The sequence below is a fragment of the Roseovarius albus genome (assembly GCF_900172335.1).
Lineage (GTDB): Bacteria > Pseudomonadota > Alphaproteobacteria > Rhodobacterales > Rhodobacteraceae > Roseovarius > Roseovarius albus.
On the sequence record NZ_FWFX01000002.1, the window covers coordinates 113,069 to 137,020 of the forward strand.

General features: G+C 55.4%; 24 protein-coding genes. 15 read left to right on the top strand and 9 right to left on the bottom strand.

The features are described from left to right. Positions 1–65 precede the first annotated feature (65 nt). The 4 genes from topA to tldD all read right to left on the bottom strand — a co-directional run bounded on the left by topA (position 66) and on the right by tldD (position 6,208). Entirely contained in the window at positions 66–2,621 is a 2,556-nt protein-coding gene (topA, locus tag ROA7450_RS03290; RefSeq protein WP_085804249.1) for a type I DNA topoisomerase, read from the bottom strand. A 115-nt stretch (positions 2,622–2,736) separates the two neighbouring features. Further along, positions 2,737–3,876, bottom strand: coding sequence for a DNA-processing protein DprA (gene dprA / locus ROA7450_RS03295; protein WP_085804627.1), 1,140 nt, complete (start codon positions 3,874–3,876; stop codon positions 2,737–2,739). Positions 3,877–3,956: 80 nt separating this feature from the next. After that, positions 3,957–4,790: a class I SAM-dependent methyltransferase gene (locus ROA7450_RS03300; RefSeq protein WP_200812917.1), complete on the bottom strand. Its 834-nt coding sequence runs from the start codon at positions 4,788–4,790 to the stop codon at positions 3,957–3,959. Then, positions 4,787–6,208, bottom strand: a complete 1,422-nt coding sequence (gene tldD / locus ROA7450_RS03305) for a metalloprotease TldD (RefSeq protein WP_085804250.1) — start codon at positions 6,206–6,208, stop codon at positions 4,787–4,789. The genes ROA7450_RS03300 and tldD overlap by 4 nt, the downstream gene beginning before the upstream one ends. 208 nt (positions 6,209–6,416) lie before the next feature. Here tldD and coxB point away from each other — a divergent pair, with 208 nt between their 5' ends. The 14 genes from coxB to ROA7450_RS03370 all read left to right on the top strand — a co-directional run bounded on the left by coxB (position 6,417) and on the right by ROA7450_RS03370 (position 18,455). After that, positions 6,417–7,247 (top strand): cytochrome c oxidase subunit II, encoded by an 831-nt coding sequence (coxB, locus tag ROA7450_RS03310; RefSeq protein ID WP_085804251.1) that lies wholly within the window; start codon positions 6,417–6,419, stop codon positions 7,245–7,247. A 55-nt stretch (positions 7,248–7,302) separates the two neighbouring features. Continuing rightward, positions 7,303–8,244 carry a heme o synthase gene (gene cyoE / locus ROA7450_RS03315; RefSeq protein ID WP_085804252.1) on the top strand — a complete coding sequence of 314 codons (942 nt, stop codon included), beginning with the start codon at positions 7,303–7,305 and terminating at the stop codon, positions 8,242–8,244. Next, positions 8,244–8,405, top strand: a complete 162-nt coding sequence (locus ROA7450_RS21125; protein ID WP_200812918.1) for a cytochrome c oxidase system small membrane protein — start codon at positions 8,244–8,246, stop codon at positions 8,403–8,405. The genes cyoE and ROA7450_RS21125 overlap by 1 nt, the downstream gene beginning before the upstream one ends. Then, complete coding sequence (locus ROA7450_RS03320) at positions 8,405–8,986, top strand: cytochrome c oxidase assembly protein (RefSeq protein WP_085804253.1); 582 nt, start codon at positions 8,405–8,407, stop codon at positions 8,984–8,986. Before ROA7450_RS21125 ends, ROA7450_RS03320 begins: the two co-directional genes overlap by 1 nt. A 27-nt stretch (positions 8,987–9,013) precedes the next feature. Further along, positions 9,014–9,850 (top strand): cytochrome c oxidase subunit 3, encoded by an 837-nt coding sequence (locus tag ROA7450_RS03325; RefSeq protein WP_085804254.1) that lies wholly within the window; start codon positions 9,014–9,016, stop codon positions 9,848–9,850. Between the two features lie 80 nt (positions 9,851–9,930). Further along, positions 9,931–10,614, top strand: a complete 684-nt coding sequence (locus ROA7450_RS03330; protein ID WP_085804255.1) for an SURF1 family protein — start codon at positions 9,931–9,933, stop codon at positions 10,612–10,614. Then, on the top strand, positions 10,611–11,999 hold the full coding sequence (gene thrC / locus ROA7450_RS03335; RefSeq protein ID WP_085804256.1) for a threonine synthase: 1,389 nt from the start codon (positions 10,611–10,613) through the stop codon (positions 11,997–11,999). The genes ROA7450_RS03330 and thrC overlap by 4 nt, the downstream gene beginning before the upstream one ends. Beyond that, positions 11,996–13,258, top strand: a complete 1,263-nt coding sequence (locus ROA7450_RS03340) for a M16 family metallopeptidase (RefSeq protein ID WP_085804257.1) — start codon at positions 11,996–11,998, stop codon at positions 13,256–13,258. The genes thrC and ROA7450_RS03340 overlap by 4 nt, the downstream gene beginning before the upstream one ends. Continuing rightward, the gene (locus tag ROA7450_RS03345) at positions 13,258–13,842 is read left to right on the top strand and encodes a GNAT family N-acetyltransferase (protein ID WP_085804258.1); all 585 of its coding nucleotides are present in this window, start codon (positions 13,258–13,260) and stop codon (positions 13,840–13,842) included. The genes ROA7450_RS03340 and ROA7450_RS03345 overlap by 1 nt, the downstream gene beginning before the upstream one ends. 80 nt (positions 13,843–13,922) lie before the next feature. Then, positions 13,923–15,350: an FAD-binding oxidoreductase gene (locus ROA7450_RS03350; RefSeq protein ID WP_085804259.1), complete on the top strand. Its 1,428-nt coding sequence runs from the start codon at positions 13,923–13,925 to the stop codon at positions 15,348–15,350. Positions 15,351–15,542: 192 nt separating this feature from the next. After that, on the top strand, positions 15,543–16,247 hold the full coding sequence (locus ROA7450_RS03355) for an ABC transporter permease (protein ID WP_085804260.1): 705 nt from the start codon (positions 15,543–15,545) through the stop codon (positions 16,245–16,247). A 5-nt stretch (positions 16,248–16,252) separates the two neighbouring features. Beyond that, on the top strand, positions 16,253–16,957 hold the full coding sequence (locus tag ROA7450_RS03360) for an ATP-binding cassette domain-containing protein (RefSeq protein WP_085804261.1): 705 nt from the start codon (positions 16,253–16,255) through the stop codon (positions 16,955–16,957). Between the two features lie 12 nt (positions 16,958–16,969). Further along, a complete protein-coding gene (locus ROA7450_RS03365; RefSeq protein ID WP_085804262.1) occupies positions 16,970–17,764 on the top strand; it encodes an ABC transporter substrate-binding protein in 795 nt (264 codons plus the stop codon). Between the two features lie 70 nt (positions 17,765–17,834). After that, on the top strand, positions 17,835–18,455 hold the full coding sequence (locus ROA7450_RS03370; protein WP_143534345.1) for a hypothetical protein: 621 nt from the start codon (positions 17,835–17,837) through the stop codon (positions 18,453–18,455). A 14-nt stretch (positions 18,456–18,469) separates the two neighbouring features. Here the strand turns inward: ROA7450_RS03370 and ROA7450_RS03375 are convergent, their stop codons facing one another. From ROA7450_RS03375 to ROA7450_RS03390, 4 genes are read right to left on the bottom strand one after another with little or no spacing between them, the layout of a single operon-like run. Beyond that, positions 18,470–18,949, bottom strand: coding sequence for a DUF6505 family protein (locus ROA7450_RS03375; RefSeq protein ID WP_085804264.1), 480 nt, complete (start codon positions 18,947–18,949; stop codon positions 18,470–18,472). Continuing rightward, complete coding sequence (locus ROA7450_RS03380) at positions 18,946–19,653, bottom strand: biotin/lipoate--protein ligase family protein (RefSeq protein ID WP_085804265.1); 708 nt, start codon at positions 19,651–19,653, stop codon at positions 18,946–18,948. The genes ROA7450_RS03375 and ROA7450_RS03380 overlap by 4 nt, the downstream gene beginning before the upstream one ends. Next, entirely contained in the window at positions 19,650–20,714 is a 1,065-nt protein-coding gene (locus ROA7450_RS03385; protein ID WP_085804266.1) for an Mrp/NBP35 family ATP-binding protein, read from the bottom strand. Before ROA7450_RS03385 ends, ROA7450_RS03380 begins: the two co-directional genes overlap by 4 nt. 2 nt (positions 20,715–20,716) lie before the next feature. Then, positions 20,717–20,911, bottom strand: a complete 195-nt coding sequence (locus tag ROA7450_RS03390; RefSeq protein ID WP_085804267.1) for a DUF6494 family protein — start codon at positions 20,909–20,911, stop codon at positions 20,717–20,719. Positions 20,912–20,971: 60 nt separating this feature from the next. On the opposite strand from ROA7450_RS03390, the gene ROA7450_RS03395 reads away from it, so the two are divergent. Continuing rightward, entirely contained in the window at positions 20,972–21,736 is a 765-nt protein-coding gene (locus ROA7450_RS03395) for a cytochrome c family protein (RefSeq protein ID WP_085804268.1), read from the top strand. Here the strand turns inward: ROA7450_RS03395 and ROA7450_RS03400 are convergent. Beyond that, on the bottom strand, positions 21,730–23,688 hold the full coding sequence (locus ROA7450_RS03400; protein WP_085804269.1) for a 4Fe-4S binding protein: 1,959 nt from the start codon (positions 23,686–23,688) through the stop codon (positions 21,730–21,732). The two genes, ROA7450_RS03395 and ROA7450_RS03400, sit on opposite strands and share 7 nt — an antisense overlap. Positions 23,689–23,952: the final 264 nt, after the last annotated feature.

A 23,952-nucleotide genomic window follows, 5' to 3' on the forward strand; every position in this document is an offset into this window, starting at 1 on the left:
GGCACTGGTATTTCTACGCATCTGCTGCTGCCTGATGGTTCAAACGACTGCTGCAGATGCTTTGTTTACTTTGTAGCCTTGACCGTTTTCTTGGGTGCGGCTTTCTTTTTGGGTGCGGCTTTTTTGCGCCCACCCTTTTTAGCGGCCTTCTCAGTGACAAGCTGTACTGCCATTTCCAGCGTCACATCCGCAGGCTCAACCCCTTTGGGCAAAGTGGCGTTTACCTTGTCCCACTTCACATAGGGGCCATAGCGCCCATCCATGATGTTGATCGGTCCGCCGCTGTCTGGGTGTTCGCCCAGCTCTTTCAATGCTTTCGCAGGAGCGCTGCGACCCCGACCGGGATTGGCGCGTTTTTCGGCCAGCAATTCTACGGCGCGGTTCATGCCGATCTCAAACACATCCGCCGGATCTTTGAGGTTGGCGTAGGTCGGCTTCGCTTCATCCGGCAACTGGTGCATGAGGTATGGGCCAAAACGGCCAAAGTTTGAAACAATCTCGCCCCCGTCGGGGTGGGCACCAATCGGGCGCGGTAATGAAAGCAGGCGTAGGGCCTTTTCCAGGTCCATATCGTCTTTGGACCAGCCACGTGGTAGGGATGCGCGTGGAGGCTTCTTATTTTCGGGCGTTGGTTCACCGCGTTGCACATAGGGGCCAAAGCGTCCGGCTTTGAGCCAGATTTCATCGCCTGCGTCTTCACCAAGTACACGTTCATCACCCTCGGCGCCTTCACCTGCAATGGGGCGGGTGTAGGTGCATTCTGGATAATTGCCACAGCCCACGAAGCCACCAGTGCGGGAGCTTTTCAGGTGCAATTGCCCGTTGCCGCATTTTGGGCAGACGCGCGGATCAGACCCATCTTCGCGCGGTGGATATAGCTGTGGCGCAAGCGCGTCATCCAGAACATCCAACACTTCGGAAATCCGCAATTCAGAGGTTTCAGAAATAGCAGCCGAGAAATCGCGCCAGAATTTGCTGAGGACTTCTTTGTAATCCATGCCGCCAGCGCTGACCGTATCGAGCTCATCTTCGAGGTTGGCTGTGAATTCATACCCGACATAGGTGCGGAAGAAGTTCAGCAGGAAGATTGTAACAATCCGACCCTTGTCCTCGGGGAACAGACGGTTCTTGTCCTTGCGGACATATTCGCGGTCTTGGATCGTGGTGATTACGCTGGCGTAAGTCGAGGGGCGTCCAATACCCAGCTCTTCCATGCGCTTGACCAGAGTCGCTTCGGTATAGCGTGGGGGCGGTTGGGTGAAGTGCTGTTCTGGAGTGATGCTGCGCTTGTCGGCTTTTTCGCCCTGCATGATCTGGGGTAGACGGCGATCATCATCACCCACGACCGTATCATCGCGACCCTCTTCGTAGATGCGCATAAAGCCATCAAATAGGACAACCTGACCCGTGGCTCGCAATTCGATCTGGCCATCCACGCTGGCGACGTCAACGGTAGTACGTTCCATCCGAGCGGCGGCCATCTGGCAGGCCAACGTGCGTTTCCAGATCAGATCATAGAGTTTACGCTGATCTGCATCGGTAGTTTTCAGTTTGGACGCATCGCGTGTCATTTCCGTGGGACGGATACATTCGTGCGCTTCCTGTGCGTTCTTGGCCTTGTTTTTGTACATGCGCGGTGAGGAGGGCACATAGTCAGCCCCAAAGCGGTCTTTGATCGCATCACGGGCGGCCATCACCGCCTCGGGGGCCATGTCGATCCCATCGGTTCGCATATATGTAATGTAGCCAGCCTCATAAAGCCGCTGCGCGGTGCTCATGGTCTGGCGCGCGCCCATTCCGAATTTGCGACTGGCTTCCTGTTGTAGAGTCGAGGTCATGAACGGGGCCGATGGGTTGCGATTGGCAGGTTTTGCCTCAACCGATTTGACCGTCAGGTCGCGTGAATGGATCGCCTGCTGCGCCAATTCAGCCTGCGTTTCATTCTCGATATCATATTTATCAAGCTTCTTGCCGGCCAGCACGGTCAGACGTGCTTCGTATTCCTGACCGCGTGGTGTACCCAGCATGGCCTTGACCGACCAATACTCGCGCGGCTTAAAAGCCTCGATCTCCATCTCTCGCTCAACAATCAGGCGCAGGCAAACGGATTGCACGCGGCCCGCGCTTTTTGCGCCGGGCAGTTTGCGCCATAGGACCGGTGACAGGTTGAAGCCCACCAGATAGTCCAACGCGCGGCGCGCCAGATAGGCATCAACCAAATCGGTGTCGACATCACGTGGGTTTTGCATCGCCTCGGTCACGGCGGACTTGGTGATCGCATTAAATACCACGCGGCTCACGGGCGTATCTTTCTTGATCGCACGGCGTTTGCGCAGGGCTTCTTCAAGGTGCCAGCTGATCGCTTCACCTTCGCGATCGGGGTCGGTTGCGAGGATCAGAGCGTTGTCATCTTTTAATGCGTCGGCAATGGCTTTGACATGTTTACGGCTGTCGTATCCGACCTCCCATTTCATATCGAAACCGTTGTCGGTATCGACAGATCCATCTTTAGGAGGCAAGTCACGCACGTGGCCATACGAGGCCAGAACCGTGTAATCGGGTCCTAAATATTTGTTGATTGTCTTGGCTTTAGCCGGAGATTCGACAACAACAACGGGCATGCAATTTCCTTTCGACTCGGAGCGAGGCTTATGGCGGCGAAACATGTGGGCTGACAAGGGGGAATGTCAATGCACTCGTCGCAACGCTGATATCGGCGTCAGGAAAATGTAAAATTCAGACGGTCAATGACAAGAGGCCACCGGGGTGCCGGGTGACTTTTCCATCCAATTCCAGATCTGTTAAAACCGGGCTAACGGTGGCGGCAGGCGTGGCCAGATCACGGATAAGTTGATCCTCGGCCAGTGGGGATGGTCCAAGCCGGTTCAGGATCTGGCTGTGCAGCTGTGCCGTATCTTGCAAGCTGCGTTTTGGTGTCGCAGGCGTTTCCAACGGCAGATCGTTTTGCGTTGGCGTAGTGGGCTTGGGTGGTAAGGCTTCAATCACATCTTCAGCGTTGCGCACCAAACGCGCTCCGTCCCGTAACAGCATGTTGCAGCCAGATGCGCGTGCATCAAATGGGTGTCCGGGGACGGCAAGAACCTCTCGCCCCTGATCCAGCGCATTGCGGGCTGTCAGGAGAGAGCCAGACTTTGCTGCCGCTTCAATGACTACGACGGCGCGGGCGATACCGCTGATCAGTCTATTGCGACGGGGAAAGTGGCGCGCCTGCGGTTGCAGGCCCATCGGTTGTTCGGACAGGCGCAGACCTGTTTCAGCGATTTTTTCAGCCAGATGGGTGTTCTCAGCCGGATACATGATGTCCACACCACCGGCCTGAATCGCGATGGTTCCTGTCGCAAGACTGGCGGTATGTGCCGCTGTGTCTATGCCGCGCGCCAGTCCAGACACGATGATAAATCCCTGTGCCGCCAAATCGGCTGCCAACGCGCGCGCCATGCGCAGGCCCAGGGATGACGCATTCCGCGCCCCGACCAGCGCGATTATCGGCAGATTCAGCGTGGAGAGTTTCCCCATTGACCATAGAAATGGAGGCGCATCCGAGATCTGCTTCAGATCTTCGGGGTATTCCGCGTCCGTTATGCAAGTCATTCTTGCGCCATGTGAATGTGCGGCGGTCCACTCTTGCATAGCGGCTTCTTCTGAACAGGGGTTATATTTCTCAACCCCGGCTTTGCGAGCGACCTCTGGCAACGCTTCAAATGCAGAGCGAACGCTGCCGTATTCGTCGATCAGGCGATAAAAGGTCGATGGACCCACCCGACGTGAACGCAGCAGGCGAAGCCACAATACCCGATCATCTTCCGAGGTGGGTGGGTGTGAGAGTAGAGTGGAAGGTTGAATATCCTCGGGCATCATGACTCCGTCTGCTTGCAGAGAGAGTTAAGACAGACTTGGTTAATGAACGGTAAAACAAATCAGGAATTTGAAATAATTTACGAACTGGACTTGCCTTGCGGTCGAACGCCGGTTGCGATCCAAATCCGATGCGGGACAGCCAAAGGCTCTTTGGGGAAATCGCGGGTCAGCATGTTGAAAAGCTCTTGATCGAAGGCCTTTGTCTGCTCATCACTCAATGACGCCGCCACACCCGCGCTAGCCCGAATGCGACCGCGCCAACCGATGTGGCCGTAGGGTTGAGACAGATCAAAAGATGCTGTTTCCAACTGGTCAAACCCGGCATTGGCCAGATCTGTGAGCCATGCGGGGTAGAGTCCAGTACCATTTGCGCCAGCCCACAATGGATTGTGCTTTAGTATCAGCTCTTCAGTTTTTTCAACCACATTGCCGGGCAGGGGCAGCCAATCAAAATGCGCGATGACAAGCCGACCTCCGGGGCGCAAAACTCGTTTCACTTCGGCGGCTGCGCGCGGCCGATCGAACCAGTGCCAGCACTGACCGGTCGTCACCAAATCTACGCTTTGGTCGGCGCTCCCCGTGTCCTCGGCTGTGCCGGTCCGATATTGTACTTCAACGCCTGCGGCTTTGTCGAGAACACGAGCCTGTCCAAGCAGGTCAGAGGCAGGATCGATCCCGGTGACTTGCAGACCATGGTGAGCAAGGCCACGTGCGACCGTGCCAGTGCCGCATCCCAAATCGAGCGCAGTTTGACCTGAACAGGCATAACGACGTTGTGCGAGAAGATCGAAAAACTCTAGTGGAAATCCCGCGCGGTGATTGGCGTAGTCGTGGGCTGTCTGTCCAAAGTCCACTGATGTACCAAACTGGCGCAACGCCTCTGGAGAAAGCCCATCCTTGTCTGAGCTCAAGCCGCAGATCCCCCGACGGTTAGCCCACCAATCATGACTGTGGGCTGCCCCACACCAACTGGCACCCACTGGCCTTGCTTGCCGCAATTGCCCATACCCGGATCAAGAGCCATATCATTGCCCAATGCACGAATTTGGTTGAGTGATGTTGCCCCGTCCCCGATCAGTGTTGCACCTTTAACCGGTGCACCGACCTTGCCGTTTTTCACACGATACGCCTCGGTGCAGGAAAAGACGAACTTGCCGTTGGTGATATCAACCTGACCACCACCAAAACCGACGGCGTAGATGCCGTCTTTTAGATCGGCCACAATATCCTCGGGCGCGGTGTCACCACCCAGCATATAAGTATTAGTCATGCGTGGCATGGGCGCATGAGCATAGCTTTCGCGGCGGCCATTGCCGGTTGGCTTGACGCCCATCAGGCGGGCATTTTGCCGGTCTTGCATAAAGCCGACCAGAATGCCGTCTTCAATCAGGGTATTCTTTCCTGACGGCGTGCCTTCATCATCAATGGTGATTGAACCGCGACGATCCGGGATGGTGCCGTCATCCAGAACGGTCACTCCAGGGGCGGCGATGCGTTTGCCCATCAATCCTGCAAAGGCCGAACTGCCCTTGCGATTAAAGTCTCCTTCGAGTCCATGGCCGATGGCCTCGTGAAGTAAAATACCGGGCCATCCCGGGCCAAGCACGACATCCATCACGCCGGCCGGGGCAGGTTCGGCATTTAGGTTCACCAAGGCCAAGCGCAAGGCTTCGTCCGCTTTCCGTTGCCAATCAGATGGATCCAGTAACCCATCCAACCCGACGCGTCCTCCGCCACCAGCGCTCCCCGATTCACGCAGGCCGTTCTCCTCAACAATCACACTGACATTGACGCGGGTCATCGGTCGGATATCGTGCAGCTCGGATCCATCGGGGCGTAGAATCACGACTTCCTGATGGGAGGCAGCAATGGTCGCCGAGACCTGAACAACGCGTGGATCAAGATCGCGGGCATAGGCATCAATTTGACGCAAAGTCTCGAGTTTCACGGGAAATTCGATGCCAGAGATCGGATCGGCATCGGTATACAGCCTGCGATTTGTTGGGGCAGGAGGGGGGGCCAAGACGCTGCTATCTGAACCAACGGCCAGACGCACAGTGGAAACTGCACGCTTTATCGCGTCTTCGCTGACATCGGACGAATGCGCATAGCCCGTTACTTCACCTTGCACGGCGCGCAGCCCGAACCCTTCGGAGGCATCATATGAGGCATTTTTGACACGCCCATCTTCGAACACCAACGCCTCGGCGCGGCGGCGTTCAAGGAAGAGTTCACCATCATCTGCCCCGCGTGTGGCGCCCCGAAGGTGCTTTAATGCTTGGTCGCGGTCCAAAGCGGTTTCGAATGGGCGAAAGGAGTTCTCAGTCATTTTTCAAGGGGTCCAATTCATAATTGTCGCGATTCGAGGTCAAAAAATTGACCTAAATCAAAAAAAGTGTCCGTTTGCCGCAGTGGTCTTTCTTGTCTGCTGACGCAGAATATGGTTTTTAGCGTCGGTAAACCAATAGGAATCCGCAAATCTGCGAATCCAGAGTGTAAAAAGAGCCACGAACCGCTTCAACCGATCAGGGTATAAAATGCGACGACTTTCCAGCCTTCTGGCCATCCCGGCCACACTGACAGCCATCCCCGCCTTTGCTCAGGAGAGCCTTGAGGTTCTCGGTAAGCCAAAAGACGGCGGCATTGCGTTCCAGCCAGCCGCGACTGAACTGGCGCGCGACATTCAGTGGCTAGATAATTTGGTGTTGATCATCATCACCATTGTCGTTCTGTTTGTGTGTGCTTTGCTGGCAATTTGTATCGTCCGCTATAACCGCAAGGCCAACCCAAATCCGGCGAAGTTCACACACAACTCGCCGATTGAGGTGGCATGGACCTTGATTCCTGTTCTCATTCTGATCGTGATCGGTTCGTTCTCGCTGCCTGTGTTGTTCAAACAACAGGAAATTCCAGAAGGTGAAGTGAACATCAAGGTCATTGGCCACCAGTGGTACTGGACTTACGAATACCCGGATCAAGAGATTGAGTTCGACAGCTTCCTGTTGGGCCGTAGCGCGTTGGAAGAGCATGGCTACGAAGACAGCGATTACCTGTTGGCCACAGATACAGCTGTGATCGTGCCAATCAACAAGGTAGTTGTAATGACCGTCACAGCTGACGACGTGATTCACAGCTGGACCATCCCGGCATTTGGCGTAAAGCAGGACGCGGTGCCTGGCCGCTTGGCGCAGCTTTGGTTCAAAGCTGAAAAAGAAGGTGTGTACTTCGGCCAATGTTCAGAGCTGTGCGGCAAAGACCACGCCTATATGCCAATTACTGTCAAAGTTGTCAGCGAAGAAGCATACGCGGCATGGCTTGAAGCTGTGAAGTCGGCCGATGAATATGTCGACATTGCTGCGCTGAACTGATGATTGAAACAAAGCCCTGAGATCGTCTCGGGGTTTTGAATAACCGGACGGAACCATGAGCGACGCGAGCCTTAATGCCAGCCAGACACAAACCGGCGATGCCGGTTTTGGTGATTATTTTGCCCTGCTGAAACCGCGGGTGATGTCGTTGGTTGTATTTACAGCGTTGGTTGGCCTTCTGGCCGCGCCGGTTCCTGTGCATCCGATTATTGGGTTTGCAGCGATTTTGTTCATTGCTGTAGGGGGCGGAGCCTCTGGCGCGCTGAATATGTGGTGGGATGCGGACATCGACCGGATTATGAAGCGCACGCAAGGCCGCCCTATTCCGGCGGGTCGCATTTCCGAAGGCGAGGCTTTTGGTTTTGGCATGACTCTGTCGGTTATGGCGGTCGTCATGTTGGCGTTGGCAAGTAATTTAGTGGCTGCAGGCCTGTTGGCGTTTACAATCTTCTTTTATGTTGTCGTCTATACGATGTGGCTCAAACGTTGGACACCGCAGAACATCGTGATCGGTGGAGCGGCTGGAGCGTTCCCTCCGATGATAGGCTGGGCAGTGGCAACTGGCGGGATCAGCGTTGAATCGGTGCTGATGTTTGCCTTGATCTTCATGTGGACGCCGCCGCATTTCTGGGCGCTCGCGCTGTTCATGAAGTCGGATTACAAAGAGGCCGGCGTGCCAATGCTGACGGTCACACATGGCCGTCGCTCAACCCGCAAGCACATTCTCGTTTATACGCTTCTGTTGGCCCCACTGGCTATCGGCACAGCATTCACCAGCATCGGTGGCCCAATTTACTTGGCTGTGGCCGTTGTGTTGAATGCGATGTTCCTGAAAGGCGCATTTGATATCTGGCGCCGGACCGAGGAGCAGGCAGAAGCCGACAATTACAAGACCGAGAAAAAGGTCTTTGCCCTGTCGCTGTTCTATCTCTTTGGGCATTTCACCGCGATCTTGTTGCAATCAGTTATGGCCGGTTACGGATTGGGGGGCTGGTGATGTCATTCCCTGACGAGCATGAACTGCACAAACGCCGTTTTGGTCGCAACTTGGGTTTAGGCTTGGTGTTGGCCGCCTTTGTGACCCTTGTCTTCGGCATGACAATCGCCAAAGTCAGCGATGAACGCTTTGCTGTTCCGACCAATGAGGTTGCAAACTGATGGCGACGGACAACAAAAATAAAACGGTTGTGCGTCTTGTCGGTGTGGTGGTGCTGATGGGTGGCCTCGCTTGGGCATCGGTGCCGTTTTATGACTGGTTCTGCCGGGTGACCGGTTTTGGTGGTGTTACCAGCGTGGCGGACAGCGGATCAGATCAAGTTCTTGATCAAACCATCACGGTCCGATTCGATGCCTCAAAAGACCGCGACATGCCGTGGGAATTCAAACCACTGGATCGTGAGATTGAGCTTAAGATCGGCGCAACTGGTCTTGCGTTTTACGAGGCCTACAACCCAACCGATCGCCCTGTCGCCGGACAAGCCAGTTATAACGTTGCGCCTTACGAGGCAGGTGGATTTTTCACCAAGATCGACTGCTTTTGCTTTACCGAACAGGTGTTGCAACCCGGTGAACGGGTCGAGATGCCCGTGACTTTTTACGTAGACCCTGAAATTGTGACTGACAGAGACGCAAAATACGTCCATACGATCACTTTGGGATATACGTTTTACGAAATCGATCTGCCCGAGGCCCAGGCGGCCCTTGCGCAGGACAGTGAAACCAATAAGAATCTGAACTAACAGAGCCTTCGACGAGGGATATGCTACATGGCACATGAAAAGAACCACGATTATCACATTCTAGCCCCTTCGATCTGGCCCCTATTGGGCGCGGTTGGTGGCTTTGTCATGCTGTTTGGCGCGGTATTGCTGTTCCAATGGCTGAAACTGCCAGAGGGTGCGCCGTCAACAGGTGGTGCAAACCCTTGGATGTTCCTGATCGGCTTTGTCGCCGTTCTGTATGTAATGTTCGGCTGGTGGGCTGAAACCATTAAGGAAAACCAAGTGGGTGACCACACTCCGGTTGTTCTGATTGGCCTGCGTTATGGCGTGATCATGTTCATCATGTCCGAAGTGATGTTCTTTGCCGCGTGGTTCTGGGCTTTCTTCAAAAATGCCATGTACCCTATGGGCCCCGACAGCCCGATCAAAGATGGCGTTTGGCCTCCGGTTGGGATTGAAACCTTTGACCCATGGCACTTGCCACTGATCAACACGCTGATCCTGCTGTGCTCGGGTTGTGCTGCGACATGGGCGCACCACGCACTGGTTCACGAAGATAACCGCGAAGACATGAAGTGGGGTCTGATCCTCGCTGTTGCTCTGGGCGCGATCTTCACAGTCTTCCAAGCCTATGAATACAGCCATGCGGCCTTTGGCTTTTCGGGCAACATCTATGGCGCGACCTTCTTCATGGCGACAGGTTTCCACGGCTTCCACGTCATCATCGGGACCATCTTCCTGTTGATCTGCCTACTGCGGGTTCAGCGCGGTCACTTCACCCCAACCAACCACGTGGGTTTTGAGGCGGCAGCTTGGTACTGGCACTTTGTTGATGTTGTCTGGCTGTTCCTGTTTGCGGCTGTTTATATCTGGGGCGGCTAATCGGGTTGAATAACCCGTCGTAAAGCTTAAAACACAAAGCGCGCGATTTTCGCGCGCTTTTGCTTTACAGGAGCCTCTCCGTGCACCGTATCCTAATTCCTTTGCTTTTTGGCCTGATAGGCGCCGCGGTGCTGATCAGTCTTGGCACGTGGCAGATGCAGCGTCTGGCGTGGAAAGAGGAGATCCTGACAGGTATTGAAAGCCGAATTACAGCTGAGCCGGTCGCACTTCCTGAAAGCCCTAACCCAGACTCTGATAAATACCTACCTGTAATTGCCAGTGGCACACTCGGGATGCCCGAGGTGCATGTGCTGGTGTCGTCGAAAAAGCGCGGCGCTGTCTATCGTGTCATTCAACCGTTTGAGACCGAAGGTCGTAGGATCTTGGTGGACATGGGGACAATCCCACTTGATGAAAAACACACAGCAAGAGCGCAGCCAGAAGTGACGCTGACAGGGAATTTGCACTGGCCGCAAGAGATAGACAGCTACACACCCGAGGCGGATGTCGCGGACAATATCTGGTTCGCGCGGGACGTATTAAAAATGGCGGAGACACTGCAAACTGAGCCGATTCTGCTTGTTGTGCGAAAAACGTCGCAAACTGTCGCAAACTTGACGCCGTTGCCCGTCGACACGGTTGGCATTCCCAACGATCACTTGGAGTATGCGATCACTTGGTTTTCGCTATCGGCAATCTGGCTGGTGATGACTGGCTATTTTTTCTGGCGCATGCGCCATAAACCTGAAGGCACTGAGACATGAAATATATCTCGACCCGGGGTCAGGCCCCAGAACTGAGCTTTGAAGAGGCGATGCTGAGTGGCTTGGCCCGTGATGGCGGGCTCTATTTGCCACAAAGCATCCCACAGCTGAGCCATGACGAGATTGCAGCACTGGCCGGGCAAAGCTACGAGGTAGTCGCCTTTCGTATCATGCGACCCTACGTGGGTGAAGCTTTCACCGATGATGAGTTTCGCGGCATCATCGCCCGCGCTTACGAGGGGTTTGGCCACGCTGCACGCGCGCCACTGAAGCAACTTGATAGCGGGCACTTCCTGTTGGAACTGTTCCACGGTCCAACGCTGGCGTTCAAAGATTTCGCGATGCAATTGATCGGCCAGCTGTTTGAGTTTTCGCTCAAACGCTCTGGCAATCGGGTCTGCATCGTGGGGGCGACCAGTGGCGACACAGGATCGGCAGCGATTGAGGCCTTCCGCGGACTGGACGCGGTTGATGTTTTTATTCTCTACCCTCATGGCCGCGTCTCCGAGGTTCAACGTCGCCAGATGAGCACCCCGTCCGAGGATAATGTGCACGCATTGGCGTTGACTGGTCACTTTGACGATTGTCAGGCACGAGTCAAAGACATGTTCAATGACTTTGCGTTCCGCGATACGGTTGGGTTGGCAGGTGTCAATTCGATCAACTGGGCGCGGGTTCTGGCGCAAGTGGTTTACTACTTCACCTCAGCTGTCAGCCTTGGCGCGCCGCATCGTAAAGTGAGCTTCACCGTCCCGACGGGCAACTTTGGTGACATCTTTGCAGGCTACATCGCCAAACGTATGGGGTTGCCGATTGACCGGCTGGTAGTTGCGACCAACCAAAACGATATCCTGCACCGCTGCCTAAGCGGCGAAGGCTATATGCCTGATGGTGTGATTCCATCGATCAGCCCATCAATGGACATTCAAGTCAGCTCCAACTTTGAGCGTGCTTTATTCGAGGCCTATGATCGTGACGGCGCTGCTGTGGCCCAGTTGATGGATGAGTTGAAAGCAGGCGGCTTCAACGTCAGCCAAGGCGCGTTGCAGGCGTTGCGTGAAAACTACGATAGTGGCAATTGTTCCGAGGATGAGACTCGCGCCACCATTGGCCGTGTCACGCAACAAAGCGCTGAGCTTTTGTGCCCACATGGAGCCATTGGTGTGAAGGTTGCTGATGAGCAACGTAACGCCGATGTGCCGATGATCACCCTTGCCACAGCGCACCCGGCCAAGTTCCCGGCCGCGGTGGAAGAGGCCAGCGGCATACATCCCCCCTTGCCCGACCGCATGTCGGACCTGTATGAGCGTTCAGAACGGATCACCCGGGTTGATAACGACCTTGGTGAGATTGAAACGCTGATCAAGGAGCGCACCGGAAATTGACGGTTAACCTGACAACATTGCCGAACGGGTTTCGGGTCGTCTCAGAACATATGCCGGGGCTGCAATCTGCAGCCATCGGCGTCTGGGTTCTAGCGGGTGCGCGGCACGAGGATGCCGCGCAAAACGGCATTGCCCACTTTCTGGAGCACATGGCTTTCAAGGGCACGAAAACACGCACGGCTTTGCAGATCGCTGAGGCAATTGAGGACGTCGGTGGATACATCAACGCCTATACCTCGCGCGAAGTGACGGCCTATTACGTTCGCGTTCTCGAAAATGATGTGCCTTTGGCCTTGGATGTCGTGGCAGACATTCTGCGCAATCCGGTGTTTGATCCGGAAGAGATCGAAATTGAGCGTGGGGTGATCCTGCAGGAAATCGGTCAAGCGCTGGATACACCGGATGACATTATATTCGATTGGTTGCAGGAAAAAGCCTATCCGGATCATCCGTTGGGACGTACCATTCTTGGGGCCGAAGAGCGCGTGCGTGCGTTCAATCGTGAAGATTTGCAACGTTTTGTGGCGCAGCAATATCAACCGGGACAGATGATCTTGTCAGCTGCGGGTGCCGTTGATCACGATGCACTGGTTACCACGGTTGAGAAATTGTTTGGCGATATGCAGTCGTCGCCCGTGGTGGTTCCGCCGACGGCGAAATTCTTTGGCGGTGAGAGTCGCACGGTCAAGGCTTTGGAACAGGCGCATTTCGCCATGGCCTTTGAAGGTCCGAATTACATGGATCAGCGTATTCATGCCGCGCAAATTTATGCCTCTGCACTGGGTGGGTCCATGTCGTCACGCCTGTTTCAAGAAGTGCGCGAAAAGCGTGGGCTGTGCTACACGATTTATGCGCAGGCCGGGGCCTATGCCGATACCGGGATGATGACGATTTATGCGGGCACCTCTGGCGATCAGATGGCTGGATTGGCTCAGATCACGGTTGATGAAATGAAACGCGCCGCCGACGATATGAATGCAGCCGAGGTGGAACGCGCCCGAGCGCAGATGAAAGCGGGGTTGTTGATGGGGCTTGAAAGCCCGTCGAATCGAGCCGAACGTCTGGCACGTATGTTGCAGATCTGGGGCCGTGTGCCTGAGTTGACCGAAGTGGTAGAGCAGATTGACGCCGTTTGTTTGAACGATGTGCGTGATTTGGCTGCTGACTTGGCGGTGCAAGCAAAGGCGGCTCTGGCGCTTTATGGTCCGGTAGAGGCCGCACCTACGCTGGAGGCACTGCAGGAAAGGCGTGCTGCCTGATGTTTATGCCGCGCCGCAAAGTCAGGATCGAGACTGAACGTCTGACCTTGCGTGCGCCGGTGATGCAGGATTTTCAAACTTGGTCGCGCCTGCGCGAAGACAGCGCGGACTACCTGACGCCGTGGGAGCCGCAATGGTCGACTGATCATCTGGCGCGTCGTGGTTTTACCAATCGTGTCTACTGGGCACAGAAATCAATTTCCAATGGCACGGCGGTGCCGCTGTTCCTGATCCGGCGCGAGGATGAGACCCTGCTGGGGGCGATTACTCTGGACAATATTCGGCGGGGGCCTGCGCAAGCGGGCACGCTGGGTTATTGGACGGGACAGCCTTTTGCGCGTCAGGGTTACATGCGCGAAGCGATTGAGGCGGTTGTCCATCATGCATTTGAACGGTTGGACCTGAGCCGGATCGAAGCGGCTTGCCTGCCGGAAAATGCGGCCTCGCGTGGATTATTGGAAAAAACCGGTTTTAAATACGAAGGCGTTGCGCAAAGCTACCTGCAGATCAATGGCCGCTGGCGCACACATGTTTTGTATGCGTCTCTGCGGGGGGATCGGCGGGGTCGGACCGAAGCCGGGTAGGAGCGCTGCCTCAGTCGCTGCGCGACTCCCCTAAGATTTTTTTGGTCAGATGAAATTGAACCAATCGGGGCGGAAAAGTCATGACAGTCAACTCAGCCGATGAACAGTTTGTCGAGGCTTTGCAGAATGTCCTGCCTTCGAGTGCCTTTCGTCCGGTCGAGCCACGATATCTGGAAGAGCCCCGGGGGCGGTGGTTTGGCAAAGCCGGGATCGTGGTGGCTCCTGATCGGGTTGAGGATGTGGCGACTGTGGTGCGCTGTGCCTTCGGCGCGCAGGTGCCGGTTATGCCCTACAGTGGAGGTACAGGATTGGTCGGCGGACAAGTCATGCCGGATGGGCCTGCTCCGGTCTTGTTGAGCCTGGAGCGGATGAACAAGATCCGCGCGACCTATCCAGATGAGAACACCATAGTGGCAGAGGCTGGCGTGATATTGTCGGATCTGCATGAAGCGTCTCGAAGCGTTGACCGGCTGTTCCCCCTGTCGATTGCGGCCAAAGGGTCTGCCAGATTGGGCGGACTGCTATCGACCAATGCGGGCGGTGTGAATGTGCTGCGCTATGGCAATGCGCGGGATCTGTGCCTGGGGTTAGAAGCGGTCTTGCCCGACGGGCAGATTTGGCACGGGCTTAAGCGACTGCGCAAAGACAACATGGGTTATGATTTGCGCAACTTGTTGATTGGGGCTGAAGGTACGTTAGGGGTGATTACGGCCGCCACACTGAAGCTGAACCCGCGTCCGGCACATGAGGGCACAGCACTGATGGTGGTGCCGGATCCGGCAGCTGCTTTGAAACTGCTGGCAATGGCGCAGGCGCATGTGGGCGAGGGAATCAGTGGCTTTGAATTGATGGCTCGTACAGGGTTGGAGTTTCTGGCACAAACCATGCCCGAACAACGTCAGCCGTTTGAGGTGATGCCAGAGTGGTTTGTGCTAATCGACCTTGGGTTGGCGCAGGGGCTAGATCCGGCTCAGGCATTGGAAAAACTTTTCGTGCAAGCCATGGAGCAGGGTTTGGTGAGCGATGGAGTGATTGCGCAGTCTGAAGCGCAACGGCAGGTGTTTTGGGATCTGCGAGAGAATATTCCAGAGGGCAACAAACGGATCGGTTCCATCAGTTCACATGACATTTCTGTACCGATGGGTGCCATCCCAGATTTCATTTTAACAGCCAAGCAAAGATTGGCAGAAATTGGGACTTTTCGGATCAATTGCTTTGGTCATCTGGGGGATGGGAATCTGCATTTCAACGTGTTCCCACCAAAGGGGGAAAGCCGAGAGGCCTATCGGGGTGTACGGGATCATGTGCAACGCGCAGTGCATGATCTGGTTCATGAAATGCAAGGGTCAGTCAGTGCAGAACATGGAATTGGGCGGTTAAAGGTTCCAGATCTGGAGCGATATGAAGATCCGGTGAAGTTGCAGGCCATGCGCACCATCAAGTCGGCGCTTGATCCCAAAGGGATCATGAACCCGGGTGCGGTGTTGCGGGATGTACCTGCGCCCTGAGCGCCATTTTGTCGTTTTGCGCACAACGGCGGATGCGCTGGCCGGACATTATGACTACCTTTGTTGCTCTGTATCAGTCTTGCCGCAAATGCTTCGCTTTTATGCTGTTCTTATGTGGGCTTACTCGATAATTCTGGACAACGATTGAAACCACCTGACACACAGGTGGGATAGGGATGGCACCAGACAGATATGTCCGAACTTTGGCAGGGAATAACGCAAGCTGTTTGGCTGCTGATCACGTTTGATGCGGATTTATATGAGATCACGTTGCGCTCCTTGCAGGTGACGTTTACCGCTCTGTTGATCGCTTGTTTGATTGCCTTGCCTCTTGCGGCCTTGCTCGCGGTGCGCCGGTTTCGCTATCGGCGGGCGACAATTGCCGTGCTCAACGCTTTGATGGGCCTGCCGCCGGTGGTTGTTGGGCTGGTGGTCTATGTCTTCTTGTCGCGTGCAGGGCCGTTTGGGGTCTTTGGGTTGTTGTTCACCCCCACAGCGATGATTATCGCGCAGGTGATCATCATCGTGCCGCTGATTGCGTCGATTGCGCATCAATCCTTACGTGAACTTTGGGCGGAATATCATGATCTGTTGATCTCTCTGAACACCACGCAACTCCAGCGCATTGCGACGCTGCTGTGGGATGCACGGCGCGCTTTGCTGACAGCGGCGCTTGCCGGTTTTGGGCGTGGCATTGGCGAGGTGGGTGCGATCATGATTGTGGGCGGTAACATCGATCATGCCACGCGAGTGCTGACCACGGCGATTGCACTTGAAACCGGTAAAGGTGATTTCGCGTTGGCACTGGCGCTGGGCTTTATCCTGATTGCTCTGGCGATTGCTGTGAACCTGATGATTCACTGGCTGAGCCGGACAGAGACGGAGGGCCGGTGGTGAGCAGCATGTTTCCGGTGAAGGTCCAAGGCGCAGAAGTGCGCAAACGAGGCAAGACCCTGGTCGGACCAGTGGATCTGGAGTTGCAGGGCGAGGGCGTCAGCATCGTGATTGGCCCCAATGGTTCTGGTAAGACCAGCCTGTTGAAAATGCTCCATGGTATTGTCCGGTTGCGCGAAGGCAGTGTCACATGGTCATGCCCACGCGAAGAGGCGCAACATTGTCAGGGCTTCGTGTTTCAGACGCCGGTGATGTTGCGGCGCACGGTTTTGGAGAATCTGACTTATCCGTTGCGCCTTCTGAAAGTCCCCAGAGCCGAGGCCCGTGATCAGGCCGCACAGTGGGCCACTCGGATTGGGTTGGGCGATGCGGCAGAGCGGCAAGCAACGGTGCTGTCTGGTGGGGAGCGGCAGAAACTGGCGCTGGCCCGCGCACTGATCCGCCAGCCGGAGCTGCTGTTTCTGGACGAGCCCTGTGCTTCTTTAGACGGGCGCGCGATCCGAGAAATCGAAGATATTTTACAGGCGGTGGCACAGGATGGCACGCGTATCATTATGTCGACCCATGACATGGGGCAGGCGCGACGGCTGGCCAATGAGGTGATTTTCATGCTGCATGGGAAGGTGCATGAATTCAGCCCGGCGGAAGTGTTTTTCAGCAAGGCTGCCACCCCGCAGGCGCGGGCGTTTTTGAATGGCGATATCGTGGAATAGGGGAAGAATGCGATGTTGAGATGGATAACCGGCACGATTTTGGCGATCAGTCTAGGAACCGCCGCATGGGCAGAAGACATGAAGCTGGCGGTGACCACCTCGTTTCATAACTCGGGTTTGGCCGAGGTTCTCTTGCCGGAGATTGCCAAGGACACAGGCATTGAGGTCCAGCTTTTGGTTGTGGGCACCGGGCAAGCCCTGCGCCTAGGCGCTGCAGGGGATGTGGATGCGATATTGGTGCATGCCAAGGCTGCAGAGGAGCAGTTTGTGAAAGACGGCAATGCACCGCATCGGACCGAGATCATGTATAATGATTTCGTGATCATTGGCCCGGCGGATGACCCTGCGCGGATCGGTAGTGTGCAGACTGCTGCAGAAGCCCTGCAGAAAATTGCAACGATCCAGGCCGGTTTTGTCAGCCGTGGTGATGATAGTGGCACCCACAAGAAAGAGCTGAGCCTCTGGCAGGCTGCAGGTGTTACCGCCGAGGGCGCTTGGTACAAGGCCGTGGGCGCGGGGATGGGGGCAGCGCTGAACACGGCATCTGGGCTGAATGCCTATATCTTGTCGGATCGTGCCAGTTGGTTGAACTTTGGCAATAAGGGCGACCTGGAACTCTTGTTTGCGGGAGATCCCGTCCTGTTCAACCAATACGCCTACCTGCCTGTGAGTGCAGAGAAGCACGGGCATGTGAAGGCTGAACTAGCCGCGCAGGTTGAGACATGGTTGACGTCAGATCGGGCAAAAGAATTGATCGACGGTTATCGGCTCGAAGGGGAGCAGTTGTTTACTTTCAATGCAGAATAGGGGGCATCGCCTCCATCTCTGCGCAACTCTCCGCAGGTATTTTGAGATCAGATGAAAGAGGGATTCTGAATTGAAAGCTAAATTGATCATCGCTGGGGCGACATGGTTTTGTGCAACTACAACAAGCGCTGAGATGATCACTGAACGTATGGAGTGGCAACAAATCGTTTCCGCCGCGCACGCAGAATGTGCATTAGAATGGCAAGCTGTTGCGAACAATCCGCTACCCGAAAACCAATACGATATTTTGCGTTGGGAACTGGAACATGCGAGTGATGCTTCAATTGGATGGGACACCTCAAAACCTTGGCCACGGTCTCCGAAGCACTATCGCGATATTGCCTTTGCGACTGTTATGGCTGCGGATGCAGCGCTTGTTCTAAGTTTACAGGCTTTAAGCGTTGAGTATGGAAAAACTCAGAAAGTCTCAGAATACACCTTTCAGTTCGTGCGTGCGTATCAGGCTCGGCGGGCATTTCAGGAGTGCCTGAAGCTTACGCCGAATGAATACATTGAGCTTCGGGAGGATGAGGATGGACCACATATCGATACGCGGCGCTGCATGGCTGAAGTGAATGCGGGTATTGATACTGTTTTGAAGCGCACGGCGACTTTTGGCGTGCCTGTCAGTCAAAATGAATTCAAAAGGCAGGTGCTAGATGTCATGCTGAACTGCGATCTTCCGAATTGATCTAAAATACTCTTTTACTCGTCCAGCGATCCGTGAATGGCAAACTGATCCAATCCGGCGTCCTGCGGTTCAATGACACGAAAGCTCTCTTTGACACCGGCCTCAGTTAGCTCGCGGGCGACTGTTAAGAGCGTGTTGGGCCGGTGATCTTCACAAAGGTCGGCCATATGATCGATTTCTGATTGCGCTACGGGCAAAGCAGTTGCCAGATCTGGCGCGCCGTAGAGATCAACAAAGTGTTGAGCCAGCATGCTGATCAGAGCCTCCTGTTCGGACTGCTCAATCTGAGTGATAGCGACAAAGGTGACCCGTCCAAAGGTTTCCAAACCCAGCCAGCCATTGGCGAAAGCCTGGCGTGGTTTTCCGGTCAGGTCAGCCTCACCCCAGTTTGAAAACTCGAATCCGCCCGAGATGCACCATTCGCCTGTCCGGGCTGGACTGGCATAAACATTCATATCGCTTTCATCGAAATGGATCGCGCGGGCCAGTTTCATCTGCTGTGCTCCAAAACAGTGCTGAGGGGAATGAGGTGGGTCGTGTCGTCTGCGCGTATGAGCATGCCGAAGTTTTCATCGACCCCCATAAAAGTACCAGACATGCCGCCGTGTTGTATCGGTTCGCCGATGCCTTGCGCCAATCCGCGCCATTCTGCGTGCAGCCCACGATTGCCTTCGTCCTCCCACCGGGTGATCCAATTCAGAGTATGACGGGCCCAGCTTTCGAGCAGATTTGTCGGGTCAACGTCGGCGCACCCTTCATTATAAAGTGCTGTCTGGCCTGGCGTGTCGCCGGGGCGGTCGCCGGTTTGCAACAGAGGCAGTTCCAATCCGACGACAAGCCAGCCGGGTTCCTGAGCGGGATCATCCCCACCTGCTGCGACACGTAACTTCCCGCAAGAGGCACCGTTGATGCGTAGCCCGCCGTCCCATTCCAAGTGAACGGCTACCTCGGGCGGGGCGATTGCGCCAAGCGCGTTTTGAAACCCGACGCCGCAACCAGGTAGCATTGCCATCGCCTGCTCCAACGGCACCTCGGGGGCCATGACCAGAGCGGCGGCCAGACGGTTGGCCGCAACATGATGCACGATCAGCCCGGCATCACAGCCCAAAGCGGCCATCGCGCAGGCTTTCTCGAACGGCTCAATTCCGCTCTCGACCGCGAGGCCGGACATTAGGGGAGGGAAGTTTGGCGTACTCATGCCATCCCTTTCACCACCAATTGCTTGGCAATATCGCGGAAGGCCTGTGCCTGCACGCTTTCAGGTTTCGAGACAACGATAGGGGCACCACCATCGGCCGCCAGCCGGATATCGAGATGCAAGGGCACTTCGGCGAGTAGGGGCACGCCAAGCTTTTCCGCCTCTACCTTCACACCACCGTGGCCGAATACATGTTCCTCATGACCGCATTGAGAGCAGATATGCGTCGACATGTTTTCGATCATGCCCAGTACCGGCACGTTCAACTGATTAAACATGTCGATGCCTTTGCGTGCATCCAATAGCGCCACATCTTGAGGTGTTGAAACAACGATAGCCCCATCCACAACGGCCTTTTGCGCCAAGGTCATTTGTACATCTCCAGTACCCGGGGGCAGATCAACCAACAGGCAATCCAAAGCACCCCACTGTACTTGCATCAGCATCTGTTGCAGAGCGCCCATCAACATCGGCCCGCGCCAGACGACGGCCTGCCCTTCGTTGGTCATCAAGCCAATAGACATCATCGTTACACCGTGGTTGCGCAGCGGCAGAATGGTTTTGCCATCCGGGCTGGCCGGACGGCCTGAGACGCCAAGCATGCGGGGCTGGCTGGGGCCGTAGACGTCAGCGTCTAGCAGGCCGACGCGTCGGCCCTCGGCAGCAAGGGCACAGGCGAGATTGGAGGACACGGTGGATTTTCCGACGCCGCCCTTGCCTGACGCAATCGCGATGATGCGGTTTACACCCGGCACACGCTCAGGCCCTTGCTGGGCCGCGCGTTGTTGAGGTTTCAGATCCGGCGGTGGAGCCTTGGCGGAATGTGCGGTTAGCACAGCAGAAACTTCACTTGCACCAAGTGCCTTGACCGCGGCCTCTGCCGCATCTCGCACCGGGCCATAGGTCTCGGCTTTGGCGGGATCTATTTCAAGCACAAATCGGACTGTGCCACCTTCAACATTCAGGGCGCGGCTGACGCCGGCAGACACGATGTCATTGCCTGAAACCGGGTCTTTAATGTCTTTCAGTGCGGCAAGAACCGCCTCTCGCGTTATGGTCACGCTTATGCCTCGCCCTTGATTTTGCCTGTGACTGTGTGCTCGACATCCAGCCCGTCAATGGTCAGGACCACCTTCGCTTCAAACTCTTGACCGGCACTTGCACCCGCCTTGCGCAGCCCATCCTCAATCGCTTCCTGCGATGTGACCCCGACCTGTTTGAGGAATTTGCGCATCGACATATTGAAATCGTCGCTCATGTTTTATCTCCCTATTGTTCTGATATTGACGCAAGGCGATTGGTTTTCCTACCCTTGGCTATGCGCCTGCATCCTTTGAAATTGGTTTTTGTCGCTCTGACGGCCCTCGCCATCGCCCCGCTGCATGCGGTACATGCGGCAGAAGGGTTTCGCCTTTCGGCCCCGGAAGCTCTGGTTAAAACCGGCTTCCTCAAGCACCTTTTGCCACGGTTCTCCTTGAAAACGGGCACGCGTATCGAGGCTGTTGCCGAAGGCGAAAGTGCGGATGCAAGTTTTGCGCAAGACGAAGAGGGACGTGCTGTGTTCTCCGGCCCATCTGGTCTTTGGAAAATGCAAACTCTGACAAGCGACCACGACGGAGTTGTGCAATTTTCCGACTGGCTGATTTCTGACGTAGGGCAGCGCACCATCACGGCTTTTGCTGTCGATGGGGAAAACCTCTTTAGCTTGCCCAGTCAGGAACAGGCTGCGGTGGTTGAGGTCAGTTTTGAAGGCGATGCAGCGACCGGCGCGCAACTTTCGGTGCTGCATTGCGGCCGGTGTCATACGGTGAACGAGGCGACCAGGTTCAGTGCCTTGGGCTCGACCCCGTCCTTTGCGGTGTTGCGCGCGATGCAAGATTGGGACTTGCGATTTCAGAGCTTCTATCTTCTGAACCCGCATCCGGCCTTTACCCAGATCGCCGATGTGACCGATCCATTTCCGATAGACCGGCCATCGCCTATTATACCACTTGAACTGACCATTGCAGAGTTCGAGGCGATTTTGGCCTATGTTTCGGCCGTGCCGCCAGCCGATCTTGGTGCCCCTTTGAAACATCAGTGATCGCGGCGCTTGCTGAAGTAATCTTCTGTCATGCGCACGCGGGGCCGTTCCCCCGCTGCAAAAGGATTGTCCGGCGCTTTGAACTGAGCGCGGACACGGCAGTCATCGCACATTTGGATCATCCGCAATGCATCTGGATTGCTGAACATCGCATGATTGCCCGCCAATTTCTCGGTGATCTTTTCAATCGTTGATTTGACCCCGAACAAGGTACCACATTCGACACAGGCAAAAGGTTCTTCCTCATTCAGGACGACTTGCGAGAGGGCCTCATCAGTTAAGTTCAGTCGGGGCTCATACGAAATCGCGTCTTCCGGGCAGATGTTTGAACAGAGCCCACATTGCAGGCAGGCATCTTCCTGAAATCGCAACTGTGGCAGGTCTGGATTGTCGACCAGTGCCCCGGAAGGGCAAAGCGAAACGCAGCTCAGGCACAATGTGCAGGCATCGGTGTCCACCAAAACGGCCCCATAGGGTGCGTCATCTGGAAGATCTATTTGATCCAATGACGGGTGAAGCGCTTTTGCGCTTAACCTAGTAATCTGACGACGATTACCTAGTGGTAAAATTGGCTCAGGGCAGGGCTCTGACTGGTCAAACGGATTGTATAGAATATCGCACAAAGTATCGGGGTCAGTACCGTCCAGTACCGTCACTCTATCTTCGCCAGCGATTGCTCGCGCTAACGGGATTTCTTTTTCTAGAGCTTCGCGTTCTACGGTTGGAGATAGCAATATAGATACCTCCACAAACCCAGAAGCCAGAGCTGAAAGCACCTCTGTGTGGCCAAAACCAGCCAGCGCCGAGGCCTCCAACGGGATGACATCAGCGGGTAAGCCACGGCTATGCCGGGCGGCGAGGTGTATCAACTCACGACCAAAATTGGCGTCGTGGACCAGCAATCTTGGGGTATCACCCCCCGCTTTGCGATAGGCTGAGGCCAGCGTATGGATACGACGGAACAGAGCATCGGGTGGTGGGGCGTCGTAGGTGATGGCACCTGATGGACAGCGCGCTGCACAAGATCCACAACCCGCGCAGATCATCGGGTCAATACTGACATGATCGCCAGCAGGTGAGATTGCCCCGGTTGGGCATATGTTCAGACAATTCGAGCAGCCGATCTGTTCGGCGCGTGAATGCGCGCAAATGAGTGGTTCAAGCGTGACATATAACGGTTTTTCGAAGGTTCCGATCAGTTGTGATGCTTCCAATACAGCATCGGCTACAGCGTTGATGCTGCCCGGATCTGCACGCAGGTATCCTTCGCGTTTCTCTGGTGCTGGGAACAGCGGTGTGCCTCCACTCAGATCGAGGATCATGTCGCATTCGCTTTGCCCACCATCACGCGGACCTGTCCATTGCAGTGGGCCGCGCCCACCCGGCTGAACTTGTTGTAGTGCGTCAATGGTCACTTCGAATTGCCCAAGTGCGCCTTGGGCGTGTTTGATCTGCCCGCGAATGACGTCGTAGTCGCGCGCGTCGGGGGGCTCAGATTGATCGGATAGCATAGCCGTCACACTCAAGAACGACGACAGCTTTTCGGCCGCCGGCAGAGCGATGTCAGCCGCGCCAATGATCAGACAGAGCCCTTCAGACACCACGTCGATCGTCTTTTCTGCAGGAATGTCGAGCGTGGCTTCGGCCAAAAGCGCGGCCATTTTGGGTAGTTTCGACCTTGGATCATCCGACCATCCTGCCCGATCCCTCAGGTCTACCAATGGGGGGCATTCTTGGTCTAGCTCACCGGCGATTTCGTCGAAAATTCGCGCCTCCTGCTGGCAACAAATAATTGCATCACCGGATGCAATCGCTTCTGCAGTAACGTTGGTTTGCGTGGTGCAAAGATCAGAATGTACCTTGGAACAGGTCATACCTGTTGCCGTTTCAAGGGCGTTTAGGTCTATTAGTTGACTGCCGGAACAGTTGCATAAAATCAATTGCTTAGGCATGATATCTGGCTTTTCATTTGGATCGGATTTACCCGCTTGTGCGGAATTTCACCCTCAGCTTAGGCATGAATTGAGTAGATCGTAAATACGAATTCTGTCCTGAAAATCGACACTATGGATTGGTGAGCAAATCCTGAGTGATTCTATTTTCCAGTGCTTTTGAGGCTTCGCCTTCGATGCAGCAGTTCAGGTGGTTTGGTCATTTTGTCCAGATGCCCCTGCTGTGCTTGTGGGGACTACCCAAATTGTCCGCGAAATTCATTT

What these genes read in the sequence shown, in the direction of transcription:
- topA (WP_085804249.1), bottom strand. Translation starts at nt 2,621, where the DNA reads ATGCCCGTTGTTGTTGTCGAATCTCCGGCTAAAGCCAAGACAATCAAC.
- dprA (WP_085804627.1), bottom strand. Translation starts at nt 3,876, where the DNA reads ATGCCCGAGGATATTCAACCTTCCACTCTACTCTCACACCCACCCACC.
- tldD (WP_085804250.1), bottom strand. Translation starts at nt 6,208, where the DNA reads ATGACTGAGAACTCCTTTCGCCCATTCGAAACCGCTTTGGACCGCGAC.
- coxB (WP_085804251.1), top strand. Translation starts at nt 6,417, where the DNA reads ATGCGACGACTTTCCAGCCTTCTGGCCATCCCGGCCACACTGACAGCC.
- cyoE (WP_085804252.1), top strand. Translation starts at nt 7,303, where the DNA reads ATGAGCGACGCGAGCCTTAATGCCAGCCAGACACAAACCGGCGATGCC.
- ROA7450_RS21125 (WP_200812918.1), top strand. Translation starts at nt 8,244, where the DNA reads ATGTCATTCCCTGACGAGCATGAACTGCACAAACGCCGTTTTGGTCGC.
- ROA7450_RS03320 (WP_085804253.1), top strand. Translation starts at nt 8,405, where the DNA reads ATGGCGACGGACAACAAAAATAAAACGGTTGTGCGTCTTGTCGGTGTG.
- ROA7450_RS03325 (WP_085804254.1), top strand. Translation starts at nt 9,014, where the DNA reads ATGGCACATGAAAAGAACCACGATTATCACATTCTAGCCCCTTCGATC.
- thrC (WP_085804256.1), top strand. Translation starts at nt 10,611, where the DNA reads ATGAAATATATCTCGACCCGGGGTCAGGCCCCAGAACTGAGCTTTGAA.
- ROA7450_RS03345 (WP_085804258.1), top strand. Translation starts at nt 13,258, where the DNA reads ATGTTTATGCCGCGCCGCAAAGTCAGGATCGAGACTGAACGTCTGACC.
- ROA7450_RS03350 (WP_085804259.1), top strand. Translation starts at nt 13,923, where the DNA reads ATGACAGTCAACTCAGCCGATGAACAGTTTGTCGAGGCTTTGCAGAAT.
- ROA7450_RS03355 (WP_085804260.1), top strand. Translation starts at nt 15,543, where the DNA reads ATGTCCGAACTTTGGCAGGGAATAACGCAAGCTGTTTGGCTGCTGATC.
- ROA7450_RS03360 (WP_085804261.1), top strand. Translation starts at nt 16,253, where the DNA reads ATGTTTCCGGTGAAGGTCCAAGGCGCAGAAGTGCGCAAACGAGGCAAG.
- ROA7450_RS03365 (WP_085804262.1), top strand. Translation starts at nt 16,970, where the DNA reads ATGTTGAGATGGATAACCGGCACGATTTTGGCGATCAGTCTAGGAACC.
- ROA7450_RS03375 (WP_085804264.1), bottom strand. Translation starts at nt 18,949, where the DNA reads ATGAAACTGGCCCGCGCGATCCATTTCGATGAAAGCGATATGAATGTT.
- ROA7450_RS03380 (WP_085804265.1), bottom strand. Translation starts at nt 19,653, where the DNA reads ATGAGTACGCCAAACTTCCCTCCCCTAATGTCCGGCCTCGCGGTCGAG.
- ROA7450_RS03390 (WP_085804267.1), bottom strand. Translation starts at nt 20,911, where the DNA reads ATGAGCGACGATTTCAATATGTCGATGCGCAAATTCCTCAAACAGGTC.
- ROA7450_RS03395 (WP_085804268.1), top strand. Translation starts at nt 20,972, where the DNA reads ATGCGCCTGCATCCTTTGAAATTGGTTTTTGTCGCTCTGACGGCCCTC.
- ROA7450_RS03400 (WP_085804269.1), bottom strand. Translation starts at nt 23,688, where the DNA reads ATGCCTAAGCAATTGATTTTATGCAACTGTTCCGGCAGTCAACTAATA.